Genomic DNA, 15,523 nt, shown 5'->3' with positions numbered 1-15,523 from the left:
GAGGTGTTCCCGGGTCTTGGACAAGAGCCGAAAGCTTAAATCGCGGTAATCCGCCCAGTTGCAGGTGACGAGTGCCAGAAGTTCTGTTTCTGGCTTAAAGTTCACGCAAAACGGGAGCTGCTTTCTGTCCGAGAATGCGCCATGTGCCAGCCAGACCTATTCCGATGGTGACCACAAGAGCAATCAGGATGGTCATCACGGCGACATCGGGCAGGAAGTTGGACGGAAGCTTCATGATCTGGCTCAACACGTACCAGGCTATGCCGCCGCCGGCGATGAGGGCGAACAGTGCGGTTGCCGCCCCAAGCAGCATATACTCATAGGTGAAGGCGCGAACAAGCATGGCTCGGGTGGCTCCAAGCGTCTTCAGGATGACCGCGTCATGGGTTCGTGCGCGATTGCCGGCGGCAAGGGCGCCTGACAGGACCAGCACCGAGGCAATCAGGGCCAGGGCGGCTGCCGCACGGATCGCCGTTGCCAATTGTCCAACGAGACGGTCGACTACCTCCAGCGCGTCCTTGACCCTGACGGTGGTGATCGTCGGGAAGGTCTGCGTGACCGCGCGCAGGATCGTGGCTTCCTCGGCCGCACTCGCCTCGCCATCGATCAGGGTTGCCAGCCATGCGTGCGGTGCGCCAGCGAATGTATTGGGAGAAAAGACCATGACGAAGTTCATCGACAGGCTCTCCCACTGTACCTTGCGGAAATTGGCGATCCTTGCGGTAATGCTGCGACCGAGCACATTGACGGTCACGGTGTCGCCGATCTTCAGGCCCAGCTCCCGGGCTTCCTGCTCGGAGAAAGAGACGAGCGGCTCGCCGGTATAGCCGTCCTGCCACCATGTACCTTCCGTGACGCTGCTGTTTTCCGGTACATTGCGGGCATAGGTCAGGCCGCGATCGCCGCGCAACACCCACCGGCCTTCCGGCGGCACGTCGATCTTGGCGACATCCGTGCCGTTGAGCGCCAGGATACGCCCGCGCAGCATCGGAACCTCGACCAGCTTGCCTTCGGGGGCCTGGCGGCTGACAAGGTTTCGGAAGCTGTCGAGTTCGCTACCCTGGATGTCGACAAAGAAGAAATTCGGAGCACGGTCCGGCAGATTGCCAGTCAGTTCGCGGCGCAGGTTGCCATCGATCAGCGCCAGTGCCACCAGGAGGCTCAGGCCGAGGCCAAGCGAGAGCGTTACAGCCGGCGTCAGGGCACCAGGACGATGGATATTGCCGACGGCGAGACGCAGCGCTGCCGAATGGATCCGGGGGCTGCGGCGTGCCGCGACAGCGATCAGATAGGCAACGATGCGCAAGAGAACAAATCCCGCTGCCATGGCAGCCAGGAAGACCGTCGCAATGCGCTTTTCTTCGGACGAAAATATCGCAAGGGCTGCGAGTGCGGCCAATGCAAGGGCGGTCGCAAGAAGATACGGCCAGGACGGCAAGCCACGGGTCTCGAAGCCCTGCTCGCGGAACAGGGCTGTTGCCGGGACCCTGCGTGCATGGCCGAGCGGCAGGATGGCAAAGGCGAGCGTTACAAGGATGCCGAAAACGGCAGCCAGAAGCAGGGCACGCGGATAGAGCGTCGCTTCTGTCGAGATCGGCAGGATGCCGGCCAGATAGCTGGCGGTGATCGGTGGTGCAATGGCACCCAAGACCAATCCGATCAGGATGCCGACAGAAGCAACCAGCGTGATCTGAATCAGGTAGACCATGACGACCACGGATGCCGGCGCGCCGACGCATTTCAGCGTTGCGATGACGGTCCGCTTGGAATCGAGAAAGGCGCGCACGGCGTTGGCGACGCCTACGCCGCCGACCACGAGGGCCGTCAACCCAACGAGCGTCAGGAACTGGGAGAAGCGTTCGATGTTTTCGGTCAGCGCCGGTGCTGCGCGATCACTGCTGCGGATCGACCAGCCGGCATCGGGAAGTTCTTTCTGGGCGCGCTGACGTATGGATGCGGGATCGGGTGCCGGGTCGCTGAAGCGGACCTTGTAGGCCTGCTCGACGAGGCTGCCGGTTTCGGTCAGGCCGCTTGCCAGCAGTGCGGTGCGGCTGGTCAGGAAGCGCGGTGCAAAGCCAAAGCCATCCGAAATGGAATCCGGCTCATTGACGATCACGCCGTTGATACGAAATCGGGCATTGCCGACAAGGATTTCGTCACCGACGGATATGTTCATCCGGTCGAGCAGCAGCTGGGCTACGACTGCGCCATGGGCACCGTCGCGTTGCGCAAGAAGTTCGGACAGGGGTTGGTTGGGTTCGGCCGTGAAGCTGCCATAGAGGGGATAGGCTTCGTCCACCGCTTTCAGCTCTACCAGCGACTGATCGGCACCGTCGGGCAAACGCGCCATGGAACGCAGGGCTGTCGTCAACGACACCGTGCCCAGGCTTTCGAGGAAGCGTTGTTCCTCTGCATTGGCTTCGCGGTTGTTGAGTTCGAAGCGCATGTCGCCAGCGAGCAGCGTACGACCTTCCGAGGAAATTGCATCGGTGATGGCGGTCGAGACCGAATTGACGGCGGCGATGGCACCGGTGCCAAGCGCGATGCAGGCGAGGAAAATATAGAAGCCCTTGAGGCCGCCGCGCAATTCGCGAAGTGCGATGCGGAAGGCGATCCGCACTCGTGATCCAAAACCGCTCATGCGAGCACCGCGGCCGGACGGCTCAGCTCGGCGGCACTGTCGCCTGCAATGGTGCCGGAGGCGACGCGGACCTGGCGCGAACAACGCGCGGCAAGGGCGTTGTCATGGGTAACCAGCACCAGGGTCATGGCGCGCTCGGACTGTTTTGAAAACAGCAGGTCGGCAATCTGGCGTCCGGTTTCCGTGTCGAGATTGCCGGTCGGTTCGTCCGCGATCAGAACGGCGGGGGAAGGGGCGAGGGCGCGGGCAATCGCCACGCGCTGCTGTTCGCCACCCGACAGTTGACCGGGATAGTGATTCAGGCGCTCGCCAAGGCCGACCGCCTCCAGTTCCTTGCGGGCAATGTCGAAGGCATTGCGCACATTGGCCAGTTCCAGCGGCACTGCGACATTCTCGATTGCCGTCATATTGGCAATCAGATGGAAAGATTGGAAAACGATGCCGATATTCTTGCCGCGAAAATCGGCAAGGGCGTCTTCGCCAAGCGTATGCAGTGCGGTGTTACGGACATGGATCTCACCGCTGTCCAGTCGTTCGAGACCTGCCAGAACCATCAGCAGGGTAGATTTTCCGGAGCCGGAGGGGCCGATGATGCCCACGGCTTCCCCTTCGGCGATGATGAGATCGATATCCTTGAGGACGTGGACGGAGGCGGCTGCATTGCCCAGCGTGAGATCGGCGCTTTTGAGCTCGATAATGGTTTTTCTCACGCGCAACCGTCCTATATCTATTGGAAATCAATTTTTGTTGCCGCGGGATGCGACCTGAGGGCAATCTAGGAAAGCCATGATGAGATTTAAAGCCGTAGCCCTTCATTTCACCGTGATCCTGATGGCGGCGCTGGGCACTGCCCCGCTTGCCGTGGCAGAGACCATCCAGCTGGTCGGCTTCGGCGACAGCTTGATGGCCGGCTATCAATTGCCACAGGAGGATGCGCTCCCGGCCCAGCTGCAGCGCGCGCTCGTGGCGAAAGGCCATGAGGTGGTCATCACCAATGCCGGTGTTTCGGGCGATACCACGTCCGGTGGCCTGTCGCGCGTGGATTGGTCGGTGCCCGACGGTACGGACGGCGTGATCCTCGAGCTGGGCGCCAATGACGCGTTGCGCGGAATTGCACCGGAACAATCAGAAAAGAACCTGGACCAGATCATCAGCCGCCTGAAAGCGCGTCACATTCCCATCCTTCTCGTCGGGGTGCTGGCACCACCGAATATGGGGTCAGACTATGGCAACAAATTCAATGCCATCTATCCCCGCCTGGCCGAAAAATACGAGCTGCCGCTTTATCCATTCATCCTCGACGGGGTGATCACCGACCGCAGTCTTTTGCTGGAGGATGGCATGCATCCCAATACCAAAGGGCTGGCCGTGATGGCGGAGCGGATGCTGCCCCTGGCCGAAGAGCTGGTGAAAAGCGTTGAGGGTAAGTCTAAATAAGCGCTTGCGCCTGATGGCATTGCGTGATTCGCTGTGAGCATCTGCAAAAGATTCGGGGAGCTCGCGATGCCGAGATTATTCACTGCCCTCGAAATTCCGCGCAATGCTGCGATGAGCCTCTCATTGTTGCGCGGTGGTCTCCCCGGCGCCCGGTGGATTGATGTGGAGAACTATCACATCACCCTGCGCTTCATCGGCGATGTCGATGGCCGGACAGCGGACGAGATCGTTGATCGTCTCGACCGGATTGACCGACCGGAATTCTCTCTCTCGCTGAATGGCATCGGTTCCTTCGGATCGAAGAAGCCGCATTCGATCTGGGCAGGCGTCACGCCGGCCCCTGAGATGTATGCGCTACAGGGCGAGATTGAACGGATTTGTCAGCGGATCGGCCTTCCACCCGACCCACGAAAGTTTACACCGCACGTCACCCTGGCGCGCCTCAAGCAGTCTCGTCTCGAGGATGTGGTGCACTATCTCAGCGGTCGCGGCGACTTCCAGACCGTGCCCTTCATCACGCCGCGCTTTGTCTTGCTGTCATCGCGGGAGTCCGTCGGTGGCGGGCCTTATCTGACGGAAGAAGTGTTTCCGCTTCATGAAAACCGGTCGGTGGCGAATTTCGCGGCCAGGGCTTTGCAGCCTGAAAAGAGCATGGTGTAGACAGCGTCGAAATCGGCCTGTCCACCGTAGTAGGGATCGGGGACATCGGCACTGGTCGATGTCGCATAGTGGCTGAACAGATGCAGCCGATCCTGATTTTCAGCCGGTGCCAGCGCACGCAAGCGTTCAAGATTGCTGGCGTCCATGGCCAGGATCAAATCGAAGGTGGCGAAATCCTGCGCCTTGACCTGCCTTGCCCTCTGCCTTGAAATGTCAATGCCGTGTTGACGGGCGGTGAGGATCGAGCGGTTGTCTGGCGGATTGCCGACATGCCAGTCGCCGATCCCCGCAGAGGCAATTTCGCCGGCATACGCATCCGATGCGACAAGGTGGCGGTAAATGCCCTCTGCAAGCGGCGAGCGGCAGATATTGCCAAGACAGACAAAGAGGATCGAAGGTGTGTTCATCGGCGCATTCCAACGGGAGGTGGAGAGATGAAATACGAGAAACTCGATGACGCGGCAATCGCCGGCCGTCTTGGCGAACTCAAGGGATGGTCGATCACGCGCGCCGGGGCGGCGATGGAGAAACACTATGTGTTTCGCGATTTTCGCCAGGCGTTCGGTTTCATGACGGAGTCTGCACTTGCTGCTGAAAAGCTTGATCATCATCCCGAATGGTTCAATGTCTACAAGCGGGTCGACGTCACCCTGACCACCCATTCTGCCGGCGGCCTGACGGAACTGGATTTCAAGCTGGCCGTTCTGATGGATATGGCGGCGGCTCAGGACGATTGAATTCGCCGCGGCCAATCCACATATGCGTGAAGGGTCCAAACGAAGGAATCGATGGACGATGGATGACGTGAAGATCGGGGAAATTCTGCTGCCGGGCGACGAAGAGACGCAGGAGCGACAGGAAGCAAAGGTTCGCCGTCGCTTCTGGCCGACGTTGAAGAAGGCCGCCCGCCAGATCCCGTTCTCGCGCGATGTCGTTGCGGCATTCTACTGCGCGACGGACCGTGAAACACCTTTTCGTGCGCGCGGCATCCTGCTCGCGGCGCTTGGCTATTTTGTCCTGCCGCTCGACGCCGTTCCCGACGTCTTCGCCTTCATCGGCTTTACCGACGACGTGGCGGTGCTGACTGCCGCTTTTGCGCTGATCAACCGGCACATCAAGGAACGGCACTACGATGCCGCGGACGAGATCCTGGCTGAACAGGTTGAAAACCAGGGCAAGGCGTCCTGAGTAAAAACAGCTTTACCGGCGAAAAGTCAGATCAGCCTAACTCTCGCCTGATTTCCTCTCTCTACATCGCTGCAGGGAGCCAGGATCCGAAACTGGCGGCTTTTTGCCGGATTTCGGATGCCAAATTCGGATAGGCGACGCTGATTGTGACAAGAAGGCGTCTGTCGTTCATCCTTTGGTAAGGTAAATTAAGTCAAACTGAACACAGGTTTTGACGAAGAGCGTCCGGTTTTCGACCGGATGATGGATGGAAACAACCGGCAGGAAGACATGTTTGTAAGAAGTAGCGTAGCCGCACTGGCACTCATCCTGGCAAGCAGCGGGCTCGCCGTCGCGCAATCGCCGACGCGTATCGAGCAGTTCAAGGCCTGGGGTGCTTATTCCTATAAATCCAACGGTGGCACGGTCTGCTACGTGTTGTCGGTCCCGACAACCAAGGAACCGGCCAGCGTCAATCATGGCGATATTTTCTTCGTCGTGTCGCAGCGCCCGGGCCAGAACATATCGTATGAGCCGCAGGCGATGATGGGTTATGCGATGAAGGGCGATTCGAAAGTCAATGTGACGATCGATGACAAGAACTTCGTCCTGTTCGTCAAGGATACCTCGGCCTGGGTCGAGAATGCAGCCGAAGAGCCGGCCCTGGTGGCTGCCATGAAGACGGGCAAGTCGATGACCGTGAAGGCCACGTCGGCGCGCGGTACCGGCACCAGCTACAGTTATTCGCTGTCGGGTATCTCGGCGGCGCTGAAGAAGATCGAAGGCTGCAAATAATCCTTTTGGGTTCCGTATGATCGCATGGGGTCGGCACTGCCGACCCCATTGGTCGTTAAGGCTGTCGCATCCATCGTGATGCTGCGGGGTGACGTCAGCTAAAAAAGCTGATATTGGCCCGCCTCAAAGTCGAATGCGCGACCATGTTCCGCATTGCCAAGTCCCGCATTCATGCATCGCCAAACATTGATCGCCGCTCGCCGGTGGCGGCCCTGATATTGGCAAGAGGTTTGAACCATGTCCGTCACAGGCACCATTTCTGAACGTCCCAGCACCCTTGCGCCGGCCCTGCGTCCAGCCGTCTCGACGGAGAAGCCGAGCCTGATCGGCATGGACCGGGACACGCTTGGCGCGGCACTGCGCGAAAAAGGCGTTCCGGAAAAGCAGGTCAAGATGCGCGTCGCGCAGATCTGGAACTGGGTCTATGTGCGCGGCGTGTCGGATTTCGACGCGATGGTGAATGTCTCCAAAGATATGCGCGAAATGCTGAAGACGCATTTCACCATCGCGCGGCCGGAGATCGTCGAGGAACAGATTTCCAACGACGGCACACGCAAGTGGCTGTTGCGTTTTCCGCCCCGCGGTGCCGGTCGACCGGTCGAGATCGAGGCGGTCTACATTCCGGAAGAGGGTCGTGGAACGCTCTGCATATCCAGCCAGGTGGGCTGTACGCTGACCTGTACCTTCTGTCACACCGGCACGCAGAAGCTGGTGCGCAACCTGACGGCAGAGGAAATCCTGTCACAGTTGCTACTGGCCCGCGACCGGCTCGGCGACTTCCCCGACCGCGATGTGCCGCAGGGCGGCATGGTACCGTCGAGCGACCGCAAGGTGACCAACATCGTGATGATGGGCATGGGCGAACCGCTCTACAATTTCGAGGAAGTGAAGAAGGCGCTGCTGATTGCCTCCGACGGCGATGGCCTGTCGCTGTCGAAGCGCCGCATCACCTTGTCGACTTCGGGCGTCGTGCCGGAAATCTATCGGACCGGCGATGAAATTGGCGTCATGCTGGCGATTTCCCTGCATGCGGTGCGAGACGACCTGCGCGACCTGCTGGTGCCGATCAACAAGAAGTATCCGCTGAAGGACCTGATCGAGGCCTGTCGCAACTATCCGGGTCTGTCGAATGCCCGCCGCATCACCTTCGAATATGTCATGCTCAAGGACGTCAACGACAGTCTGGAAGATGCCAAGGGTCTGATCAAGCTGTTGAAGGGCGTCCCTGCCAAGATCAACCTGATCCCGTTCAATCCTTGGCCCGGCACAAACTACCAGTGTTCGGACTGGGAGCAGATCGAGAAATTTGCGGATTTCATCAATGCTGCGGGCTATGCCTCGCCGATCCGCACCCCGCGCGGTCGCGATATCCTGGCTGCCTGTGGCCAGTTGAAGTCGGAATCAGAGCGCATGCGCAAGACCGAGCGGCTTGCCTTCGAGGCGATGATGATCGCCAATCATGGCGCCGACGACGAGGATTGAAAAAGCGGGCCTCGGCCCGCTTTTTTGTTTCAGCCTACAGCTTTCAGCCTTGTCAGCCCGTCACTTTGCCTGGGTCATCAGGATCTTTGCGGCGAAGATCGAGAAGACGCCGGCAAAGGTGTAGTCGATGCCGCGCAGGATCTTGCGATTGGCCTGCAGCCAGCCGGAGAGGAAATCCGCGCCGAAGATGATCGCGATGCCGATCGGCAGCGACAGGATGATCGACCACAGGCCGAGGAAGATCAGCTTGCCGGTGACATGTGGATCGTCTGCAGTGACGAACTGCGGCAGGAAGGTCATGAAGAAGATGATGACCTTGGGATTGAGCAGATTGACCCACAATCCATTGACGAAAGCACTCAGCCGCGAGGCTTCGCTGTCGCCGTCGGCCTTGACGACGAAGTTCGAGCCATGGCGAATGGCCTGGATCGCCAGCCAGAACAGATAGGCAGCCCCTCCGGTCTTCAGCATCATGAAGGCGGTTGGCGACGCGACGATCAGCGCGGAGATGCCAAAGGCAACCAGGATGGTGTGGACGGAGATTCCGAAGCTGGTGCCGGCAAGTACCATCAGGCCGATCGATCGTCCATCGCGCAGGGACCGGCTGATCCAGAGCGTCATGTCCGGACCAGGCGTCAGTGCAAGAAGCAGGATGGCGAGGCTGAAGGCGAGGAATGTCGGAAGGCTCGGCACGAAATCCATGGGTGACACCGCAAATCAAGAAGCCCGATAAGGCAGGAGTATCCTTCCTTATCGGGCTTCGTGCGGCTTGCCAATCGGGTGGATTACTTTGCCAGATGCGCCTTGAAGGCCTCGGCATAGTCTGCATGCCAGCGCGACAGCGGCGGCCTGTTTTCGATGATGTCGCCGGCTGCCCAGGCAATGCGTTTTTCGTCCGTCGAACGATCGACGTCATTGTCCGGGCAAAGGATGTAGAAGTCGCCTCGCTCCAGACTTTCCAGCATGAAATCGACTGTCTGTTCAGAGGTCCAGGCAGCGACTGGCTTTTCCGCGCGGCCATTGGCGGTGAGCCCGGTATAGACAAAGCCGGGGATCAGCAGATGGGCCGTGACATTGCAGTCTGGAGTGTTGCGCAATTCGTGCTGAAGCGCTTCGGTGAAGGCCTTCACCCCTGCCTTGGCGACATTGTAGGCCGGGTCACCCGGCGGTGTCGTGATGCCCTGCTTGGAGCCGGTATTGATGATGATGGCCGGATCTTTGTGGTTGATCATGCCCGGTCCGAAAACCCGCGTTCCAAGCACCACGCCCATCAGATTGACCGCAAGCACATTGTCCCAATTGGCCTGGGGGCCAAACAGGCTGCTGCCCGGCTGGATGCCCGCATTGTTCATCAGCAGATGAACGCGACCGAAGCGCTGGATGACGGCGCGTTCAAGCGCTTCCAGATCGTCTCGCTTGCTGACATCGGTCTCGATCGCAACGATATCGCTTTCAGGATTTTCCGACAGAGTTGCCACCTGCTGGCATGCTTCGGCCAGCCTGTCGCCGCCGAGGTCGGCCAGTACGACGCACATGCCCTTGGACGCGAAGATCTTGGCGGCGGCCAAGCCGATGCCGGAGGCAGCACCGGTCACGACCGCAACCTTGCCCTTGGCCATCACGGATAGGATGTCTGCCATGTCATGTTCCTTTCGTCTGTCGTTGTGCACGGACGGCATATGGTATGATTTTGCTGCAAGTCAAACCGTACCGCTTCATAGCATAAGTCAGGTGACAGGACGAAAATTGCCCTTGCCCGACGCGCAGCTGGGGGGCGAATTCTTCCGCCCGTGATCATTTGTCCGTTTCCAAGAAAGTCGCGGAAGCGACCGCCAGCGGCGCGCTTGCCCTTGCACCGCGCGGGAATCCGGCTAAAAGTGCCGCCAAACCAGGGGCCCAGGTTGGTCGGGCTCGCCTTCATCAACGGACTTTATCATCATGGCACTCCCGAAAGACGTCAAAAAGGTCGTTCTCGCTTATTCCGGCGGCCTCGATACCTCTATCATCCTGAAGTGGCTGCAAACCGAACTCGGTGCTGAAGTCGTCACCTTCACTGCCGACCTTGGCCAGGGCGAAGAGCTTGAGCCGGCGCGCAAGAAGGCCGAGATGATGGGTATCAAGGAGATCTTCATCGAAGATGTCCGCGAAGAGTTCGTCCGTGATTTCGTCTTCCCGATGTTCCGCGCCAATGCCGTCTATGAAGGCGTCTACCTGCTCGGCACGTCGATAGCCCGTCCGTTGATCTCCAAGCACCTGATCGAGATCGCCAAGAAGACCGGCGCCGATGCCATCGCGCATGGCGCAACCGGCAAGGGCAATGATCAGGTTCGTTTCGAACTGTCGGCCTATGCGCTGAACCCCGACATCAAGATCATTGCGCCGTGGCGCGACTGGGCCTTCAAGAGCCGTACCGATCTGCTGGCCTTCGCCGAGCAGAACCAGATCCCGGTTGCCAAGGACAAGAAGGGCGAAGCGCCGTTCTCCGTCGATGCCAACCTGCTGCATTCGTCTTCCGAGGGCAAGGTTCTCGAAGATCCCTCCGTCGAGGCACCGGAATACGTGCACATGCGCACGATTTCGCCGGAGGCCGCGCCCGACAAGGCAACGACCATCAAGGTCGGCTTCGAAAAGGGCGATGCGGTTTCGATCAACGGCGTTCGCATGAGCCCGGCGACGCTGCTCGCCGAGCTGAACAACTACGGCCGCGACAACGGTATCGGTCGTCTCGATCTGGTCGAGAACCGCTTTGTCGGCATGAAGTCGCGCGGCGTCTATGAAACGCCCGGCGGTACGATCCTGCTGTCGGCTCACCGCGCGATCGAATCGATCACGCTCGATCGCGGTGCGGCGCATCTCAAGGACGAGATCATGCCGCGTTACGCCGAACTGATCTACTACGGCTTCTGGTTCTCGCCGGAGCGCGAAATGCTGCAGGCGCTGATCGACAAGAGCCAGGAACATGTCGAAGGCGAAGTGACGCTGAAGCTCTACAAGGGCAATGTCATGGTGATCGGCCGTGAATCGGCCAAGTCGCTCTATTCGGACCAGCTGGTTACCTTCGAAGACGACCAGGGCGCCTACGACCAGAAGGATGCGGCCGGCTTCATCAAGCTCAATGCCCTGCGCCTGCGCACGCTCGCCAAGCGCAATCTCGGAAAATAATCCACGGGTTCATCCCTGTTGTCGTCTGAGCCCGCCGTTTCTGACGGCGGGTTTTTTACGCCTGAAACCGGCTCGCCCGCAGGAAGCCCAGATAGGCAATAAGGGCGCCGACCTCCATGATCGGAATGATCGTGCCGAAAGCGGTCAGCGGATCGGTGAGGAGAGAGGCGGCGACGCCGCCGAGAAAGCCCGAAGCCATCTGGACGAAGCCGATCAGGGCCGCTGCCGAGCCGGCGATCTGGGGATGGGGCTGGAGCCCCGCCGTGGTGATATAGGGAATGACGAAGGCGATGCCGAAGGAGCAGATTGCCACCGGCGCCATGATCGACAGGAAGCTCGGTTCAATCAGGCGGACTGAAAGTGCAATCAGGATGCCGCCGCCCGCTGCCATGGCCAGGCCGAGCCGCAGCGCACGTGTTTCGCCGAGACTGGGTGCCAGCAGGCGCAGGGCAACGGATCCCGAGAAGAAGAAGCCCGATTGCATCAGCATGCCGACACCGAACTGCGCCGGCGTCAGGCCGACCCTGTCGATCAGAACGAAGGGCAGCATGGTGGACTGCGCATAGAGGGCGCCGACGCAGCCGCCGAGCACGAGCGCGGCGAAGAGGACCCGCGGATCGGCGATCAGGGTGCGATAGGCGCTCAGGATACGGTCCGGGCGGATCCTGCTGCGATCGGGGATCGTCGTCTCGCTCATTGCGAACGCGACGACGGCCGCACTGAGTATGCCGAAGCCGACCATCAGGTAGAACACGGCCTGCCATCCCGCCACGGACAGGGCGATGCCGCCCAGTGTCGGTCCGGCGGCTGGACCGACAGCAAGCATGATGCCGATCATGTTCAGTATGCGGGCGGCTTCACTGCCGGTGAATTGATCGCGAACGATGGCACGCGAGACGGTGACGCCAACCGAGGCGCCGATGCCCTGAACCAGTCGGCCGGCAAGCAGCAGGTCTACCGTCGGCGCCAGCGCGGCGATGAGACTGCCGGCGAGATAGATCAGCAGGAAGGCCAGCGTCGCCTTGCGCCTGCCGAAGGCATCGGAAACCGGCCCGGCGGCAAGCTGTGCCACGGCGAAGCCGGCGAAATAGAGCGAAAGGCTGAGCTTGATCGCCGAACTCGTGGTGTCGAAGGCGGTGACGAGCTGGGGCATGGCCGGCGTGTATATCGCCATGGAGACCGGGCCGATCGCCGTCAAAAGCGCGCCGATCAGCGAGGTTCGCCTCTCGCTCATGCGAGCATGTGTCATGTGAGCGGCTTTCGGCTGCTGGTGGGATTCAGGTGTTTCGGGCCGCAAGCGCGACCGACCGGATGCAGCCCGGCGATGCAGACATAGTGCGGGAGGCCGGTGAAGGCGAGATCTTTTCGATGTTTACGCCGCGGCGAAAACGGTGCGGATGGCGAATGCGATCAGCGGGTGCGGTCGAAGAAATCGAGAACCTTGGCATAGGAGTCGGCGGTATCGAGATTACCGATCATTTCGGCAAGCGCATGCTGGGTGCGGTAGTATTCGGCATAGTCGAATTCAGTATTGTCGGTCAGGTCGGACAGATCCGCGACGTTGCCGTGGCGGTCGACCGCCTGAAGCGGCAGTTCGGTCGACAGTTCCCGATAGGTATCCTCGTCGATTTCAGCCCGATCGAAACTTTCGACGGCGATTTCGCGCAGCCGGCGCGGTGTCATGCTGGCAAAGACGGAAAGTGCTTCCTCGAATGTCTCGCGTTCCCGCGAGACCATAGGCTTCGGCGAGAGCTCGCTCAGACTTACCTCTTGCTGGAGGTTGCTTTCCTTGACCTTCAGAGACGGGCCGCCAATCGGCCGTATTGGAAACACTTCCATGGCACACACCATCCTTTCATAGGATAGTTCGATCTATCTCCCAGTTCTAATTTTCGTCAATGTTGATGGAACAAAGTTGTGGGTCATATTCATTTTTGTTCACTGCTTTTTGCATGCTTGTCATCTGTTCGTCGCGATAGCATACCGGAGGAACGTGCTTCGCAGATCGGAAGCGCCACCGAAGGAGATGCTGATGTCCGGTTCCCCCGTCTATAATCCTGCCGTTGTCGAATGGACGGGCCCGCATGGCCTGCCGAAGTTCGAGGAGGTTGCGGATGGTGATTTCGCACCAGCCTTCGAGGCGGCCTTGGCCGAGCACGATACCGAAATCGATCTGGTCGCGGGCAATGCGGACGCCCCGAGCTTTGAAAACACCATTGTCGAGCTGGAATTGGCCGGAGACAATCTTTCGCGCGTATCGGCGCTGTTCTGGAACCGGGCGGGTGCGCATACCAATCCCGCCATTCAGGCACTGGAGCGCGAGATCGCGCCGAAGATGTCACGCCACTATTCGAAGATCGGCATGAATGCCGCGCTGTTTCAGCGAATCGACACGCTGTGGAACGCACGGGACGAGCTTGGTTTGACGCTGGAGCAGGCCCGCGTCTTGGAGCGGCACTGGAAAGGCTTTGTCAAATCGGGTGCGAAGCTGCCCAAGGCTGAGCAGGAGTGCCTTGCGTCGATCAACGAGCGACTGGCAAGCCTCGGAGCCCAATTCGGCCAGAACGTTCTTGCGGATGAAAGTTCGTGGATCCTGCCGCTGGCGGGAGAAGATGACCTTGCCGGCATTCCGGGTTTCTTGCGCGACGCCATGGCCTCCGCAGCAGCGGCCCATGATGGCGGGCATGCTCATGTCGTGACGCTCTCACGCTCGATCATCGAACCGTTTCTGACTTTTTCCGAGCGCCGCGACCTGCGCGAGGCCGCGTTCAAGGCCTGGACTGCCCGAGGCATCAGTGGCGGGGCGACCGACAATCGCCAGATCGTCAAGGAGACGCTGGCGTTGCGGGCCGAGAAGGCAGCACTTCTGGGATATGAGAATTTTGCCTGCCTCAAGCTCGACAATACGATGGCAAAGTCGCCCGACGCAGTAAACGGACTCCTGATGCAGGTCTGGGAGAAGGCCGTGTCGCAGGCCGAGGGCGAGGAGCGCGAGCTGGCCGAGCTGATTGCCGAGGAAGGCCGCAACCACGAGGTTGCTCCCTGGGACTGGCGCCACTATGCGGAAAAGCTGCGCGCCCGGAAGTTCAGTTTTTCCGAAGCCGAGTTGAAGCCCTACCTGCAGCTCGAGAAAATCATCGAAGCCTGTTTTGATGTCGCGGGCCGCATTTTCGGGATCAAGGCCGTGCCGATGGCGAATGTCGCCGGGTATCATCCGGACGTGCGGGTTTTCGAGATCCGTGACCATGCAGACCAGCTCGTCGCGCTGTTCCTTGGCGACTACTTTGCCCGGCCCTCGAAGCGTTCTGGTGCTTGGATGAGTTCATTCCAATCGCAGCACCGGCTGATGCTGAAAAACGGACATGTCGGCGAAATCCCGATCATCTACAATGTCTGCAATTTCGCCAAGCCGGAGCCGGGTCGTCCGGCACTGCTGTCGCTTGACGATGCCCGCACGTTGTTTCATGAGTTTGGCCATGCGGCGCATGGCATGCTGTCGAACGTGACCTATCCGTCGGTGTCCGGCACAAGCGTATCGCGCGATTTCGTCGAATTGCCGTCGCAGCTCTATGAACATTGGCTGACGGTCCCGGACATCCTGAAGACCTATGCCGTGCATTTCGAGACTGGCGAGCCGATGCCGCAAGCCCTGCTCGACAAGGTGCTGGCGGCGCGAACCTTCAATGCCGGCTTCAATACCGTCGAGTTCACCTCTTCGGCGCTGGTCGACATGGCGTTCCATACGCAAGGACCCGTCGAGGATCCAATTGCCGTGCAGAATGCGGTTTTGGCAAAAATCGGCATGCCTGCTTCCATCGTGATGCGGCACGCGACACCGCATTTCCAGCACGTTTTTTCCGGCGATGGCTATTCGGCCGGCTACTATTCCTACATGTGGTCGGAAGTTCTGGACGCGGATGCGTTTGCCGCCTTCGAGGAAACAGGCCATGCCTTCGATCCTGAGACGGCCAGAAAGCTTAAGGAAAACATCTACTCCGTCGGCGGTTCGGTCGATCCGGAAGATGCCTACAAGGCGTTTCGCGGACGAATGCCGAGCCCGGAGGCGATGCTGAGGAAAAAGGGGTTTGCGGCTTAGTCAGCCTGCAAGAAAAGGCGATTTTTCTGCGCCGTCGGTAACCATTGACCCGGTGCCGGCGGTTTCCCCTCTTTCGCAATTGC

15 protein-coding genes are annotated in these 15,523 nt (G+C 59.9%); 8 read left to right on the top strand and 7 right to left on the bottom strand.

Going from position 1 to position 15,523, the window contains the following annotated elements:
• Positions 1–94: 94 nt before the first annotated feature.
• Together IM739_RS01720 and IM739_RS01715 are read right to left on the bottom strand one after the other, a co-directional pair.
• Entirely contained in the window at positions 95–2,641 is a 2,547-nt protein-coding gene (locus tag IM739_RS01720) for an ABC transporter permease (RefSeq protein WP_237369550.1), read from the bottom strand.
• On the bottom strand, positions 2,638–3,351 hold the full coding sequence (locus tag IM739_RS01715; protein ID WP_237369549.1) for an ABC transporter ATP-binding protein: 714 nt from the start codon (positions 3,349–3,351) through the stop codon (positions 2,638–2,640). The genes IM739_RS01720 and IM739_RS01715 overlap by 4 nt, the downstream gene beginning before the upstream one ends.
• Positions 3,352–3,430: 79 nt before the next feature.
• Here IM739_RS01715 and IM739_RS01710 point away from each other — a divergent pair, with 79 nt between their 5' ends.
• On the top strand, positions 3,431–4,078 hold the full coding sequence (locus tag IM739_RS01710) for an arylesterase (protein ID WP_237370937.1): 648 nt from the start codon (positions 3,431–3,433) through the stop codon (positions 4,076–4,078).
• A gap of 66 nt (positions 4,079–4,144) precedes the next feature.
• Positions 4,145–4,738 (top strand): RNA 2',3'-cyclic phosphodiesterase, encoded by a 594-nt coding sequence (gene thpR, locus IM739_RS01705; RefSeq protein ID WP_237369548.1) that lies wholly within the window; start codon positions 4,145–4,147, stop codon positions 4,736–4,738.
• Here thpR and IM739_RS01700 read toward each other — a convergent pair.
• On the bottom strand, positions 4,672–5,145 hold the full coding sequence (locus IM739_RS01700) for a low molecular weight protein-tyrosine-phosphatase (protein WP_237369547.1): 474 nt from the start codon (positions 5,143–5,145) through the stop codon (positions 4,672–4,674). The two genes, thpR and IM739_RS01700, sit on opposite strands and share 67 nt — an antisense overlap.
• A 27-nt stretch (positions 5,146–5,172) precedes the next feature.
• Between IM739_RS01700 and IM739_RS01695 the strand changes: the two genes are divergently transcribed.
• From IM739_RS01695 to rlmN, 4 genes are all read left to right on the top strand, one after another.
• Positions 5,173–5,475 (top strand): 4a-hydroxytetrahydrobiopterin dehydratase, encoded by a 303-nt coding sequence (locus IM739_RS01695; RefSeq protein ID WP_237369546.1) that lies wholly within the window; start codon positions 5,173–5,175, stop codon positions 5,473–5,475.
• 58 nt (positions 5,476–5,533) lie between these two features.
• The gene (locus tag IM739_RS01690) at positions 5,534–5,926 is read left to right on the top strand and encodes a YkvA family protein (RefSeq protein ID WP_237369545.1); all 393 of its coding nucleotides are present in this window, start codon (positions 5,534–5,536) and stop codon (positions 5,924–5,926) included.
• Positions 5,927–6,196: 270 nt separating this feature from the next.
• Positions 6,197–6,700: an invasion associated locus B family protein gene (locus IM739_RS01685; protein ID WP_007605881.1), complete on the top strand. Its 504-nt coding sequence runs from the start codon at positions 6,197–6,199 to the stop codon at positions 6,698–6,700.
• 237 nt (positions 6,701–6,937) lie between these two features.
• On the top strand, positions 6,938–8,182 hold the full coding sequence (gene rlmN / locus IM739_RS01680; protein WP_237369544.1) for a 23S rRNA (adenine(2503)-C(2))-methyltransferase RlmN: 1,245 nt from the start codon (positions 6,938–6,940) through the stop codon (positions 8,180–8,182).
• 60 nt (positions 8,183–8,242) lie between these two features.
• Here rlmN and IM739_RS01675 read toward each other — a convergent pair whose 3' ends face one another.
• Both IM739_RS01675 and IM739_RS01670 read right to left on the bottom strand, forming a co-directional pair.
• A complete protein-coding gene (locus IM739_RS01675; protein ID WP_237369543.1) occupies positions 8,243–8,884 on the bottom strand; it encodes a LysE family translocator in 642 nt (213 codons plus the stop codon).
• Positions 8,885–8,967: 83 nt separating this feature from the next.
• Positions 8,968–9,822 (bottom strand): SDR family NAD(P)-dependent oxidoreductase, encoded by an 855-nt coding sequence (locus IM739_RS01670; RefSeq protein WP_237369542.1) that lies wholly within the window; start codon positions 9,820–9,822, stop codon positions 8,968–8,970.
• A 298-nt stretch (positions 9,823–10,120) separates the two neighbouring features.
• Between IM739_RS01670 and IM739_RS01665 the strand changes: the two genes are divergently transcribed.
• Positions 10,121–11,344: an argininosuccinate synthase gene (locus IM739_RS01665; protein WP_237369541.1), complete on the top strand. Its 1,224-nt coding sequence runs from the start codon at positions 10,121–10,123 to the stop codon at positions 11,342–11,344.
• A gap of 55 nt (positions 11,345–11,399) precedes the next feature.
• Here IM739_RS01665 and IM739_RS01660 read toward each other — a convergent pair whose 3' ends face one another.
• Together IM739_RS01660 and IM739_RS01655 are read right to left on the bottom strand one after the other, a co-directional pair.
• Positions 11,400–12,593, bottom strand: coding sequence for a multidrug effflux MFS transporter (locus tag IM739_RS01660; protein ID WP_237369540.1), 1,194 nt, complete (start codon positions 12,591–12,593; stop codon positions 11,400–11,402).
• Between the two features lie 161 nt (positions 12,594–12,754).
• Positions 12,755–13,183: a hypothetical protein gene (locus IM739_RS01655; protein WP_237369539.1), complete on the bottom strand. Its 429-nt coding sequence runs from the start codon at positions 13,181–13,183 to the stop codon at positions 12,755–12,757.
• A gap of 193 nt (positions 13,184–13,376) precedes the next feature.
• Between IM739_RS01655 and IM739_RS01650 the strand changes: the two genes are divergently transcribed.
• Complete coding sequence (locus IM739_RS01650; RefSeq protein WP_237369538.1) at positions 13,377–15,440, top strand: M3 family metallopeptidase; 2,064 nt, start codon at positions 13,377–13,379, stop codon at positions 15,438–15,440.
• The last annotated feature ends 83 nt before the right edge of the window (positions 15,441–15,523 follow it).

It is taken from the genome of Rhizobium sp. SL42, assembly GCF_021729845.1.
Lineage (GTDB): Bacteria > Pseudomonadota > Alphaproteobacteria > Rhizobiales > Rhizobiaceae > Allorhizobium.
The sequence above is the reverse complement of the archived record's forward strand: the minus strand, read 5'-3'. Positions and strand labels throughout refer to the sequence as shown.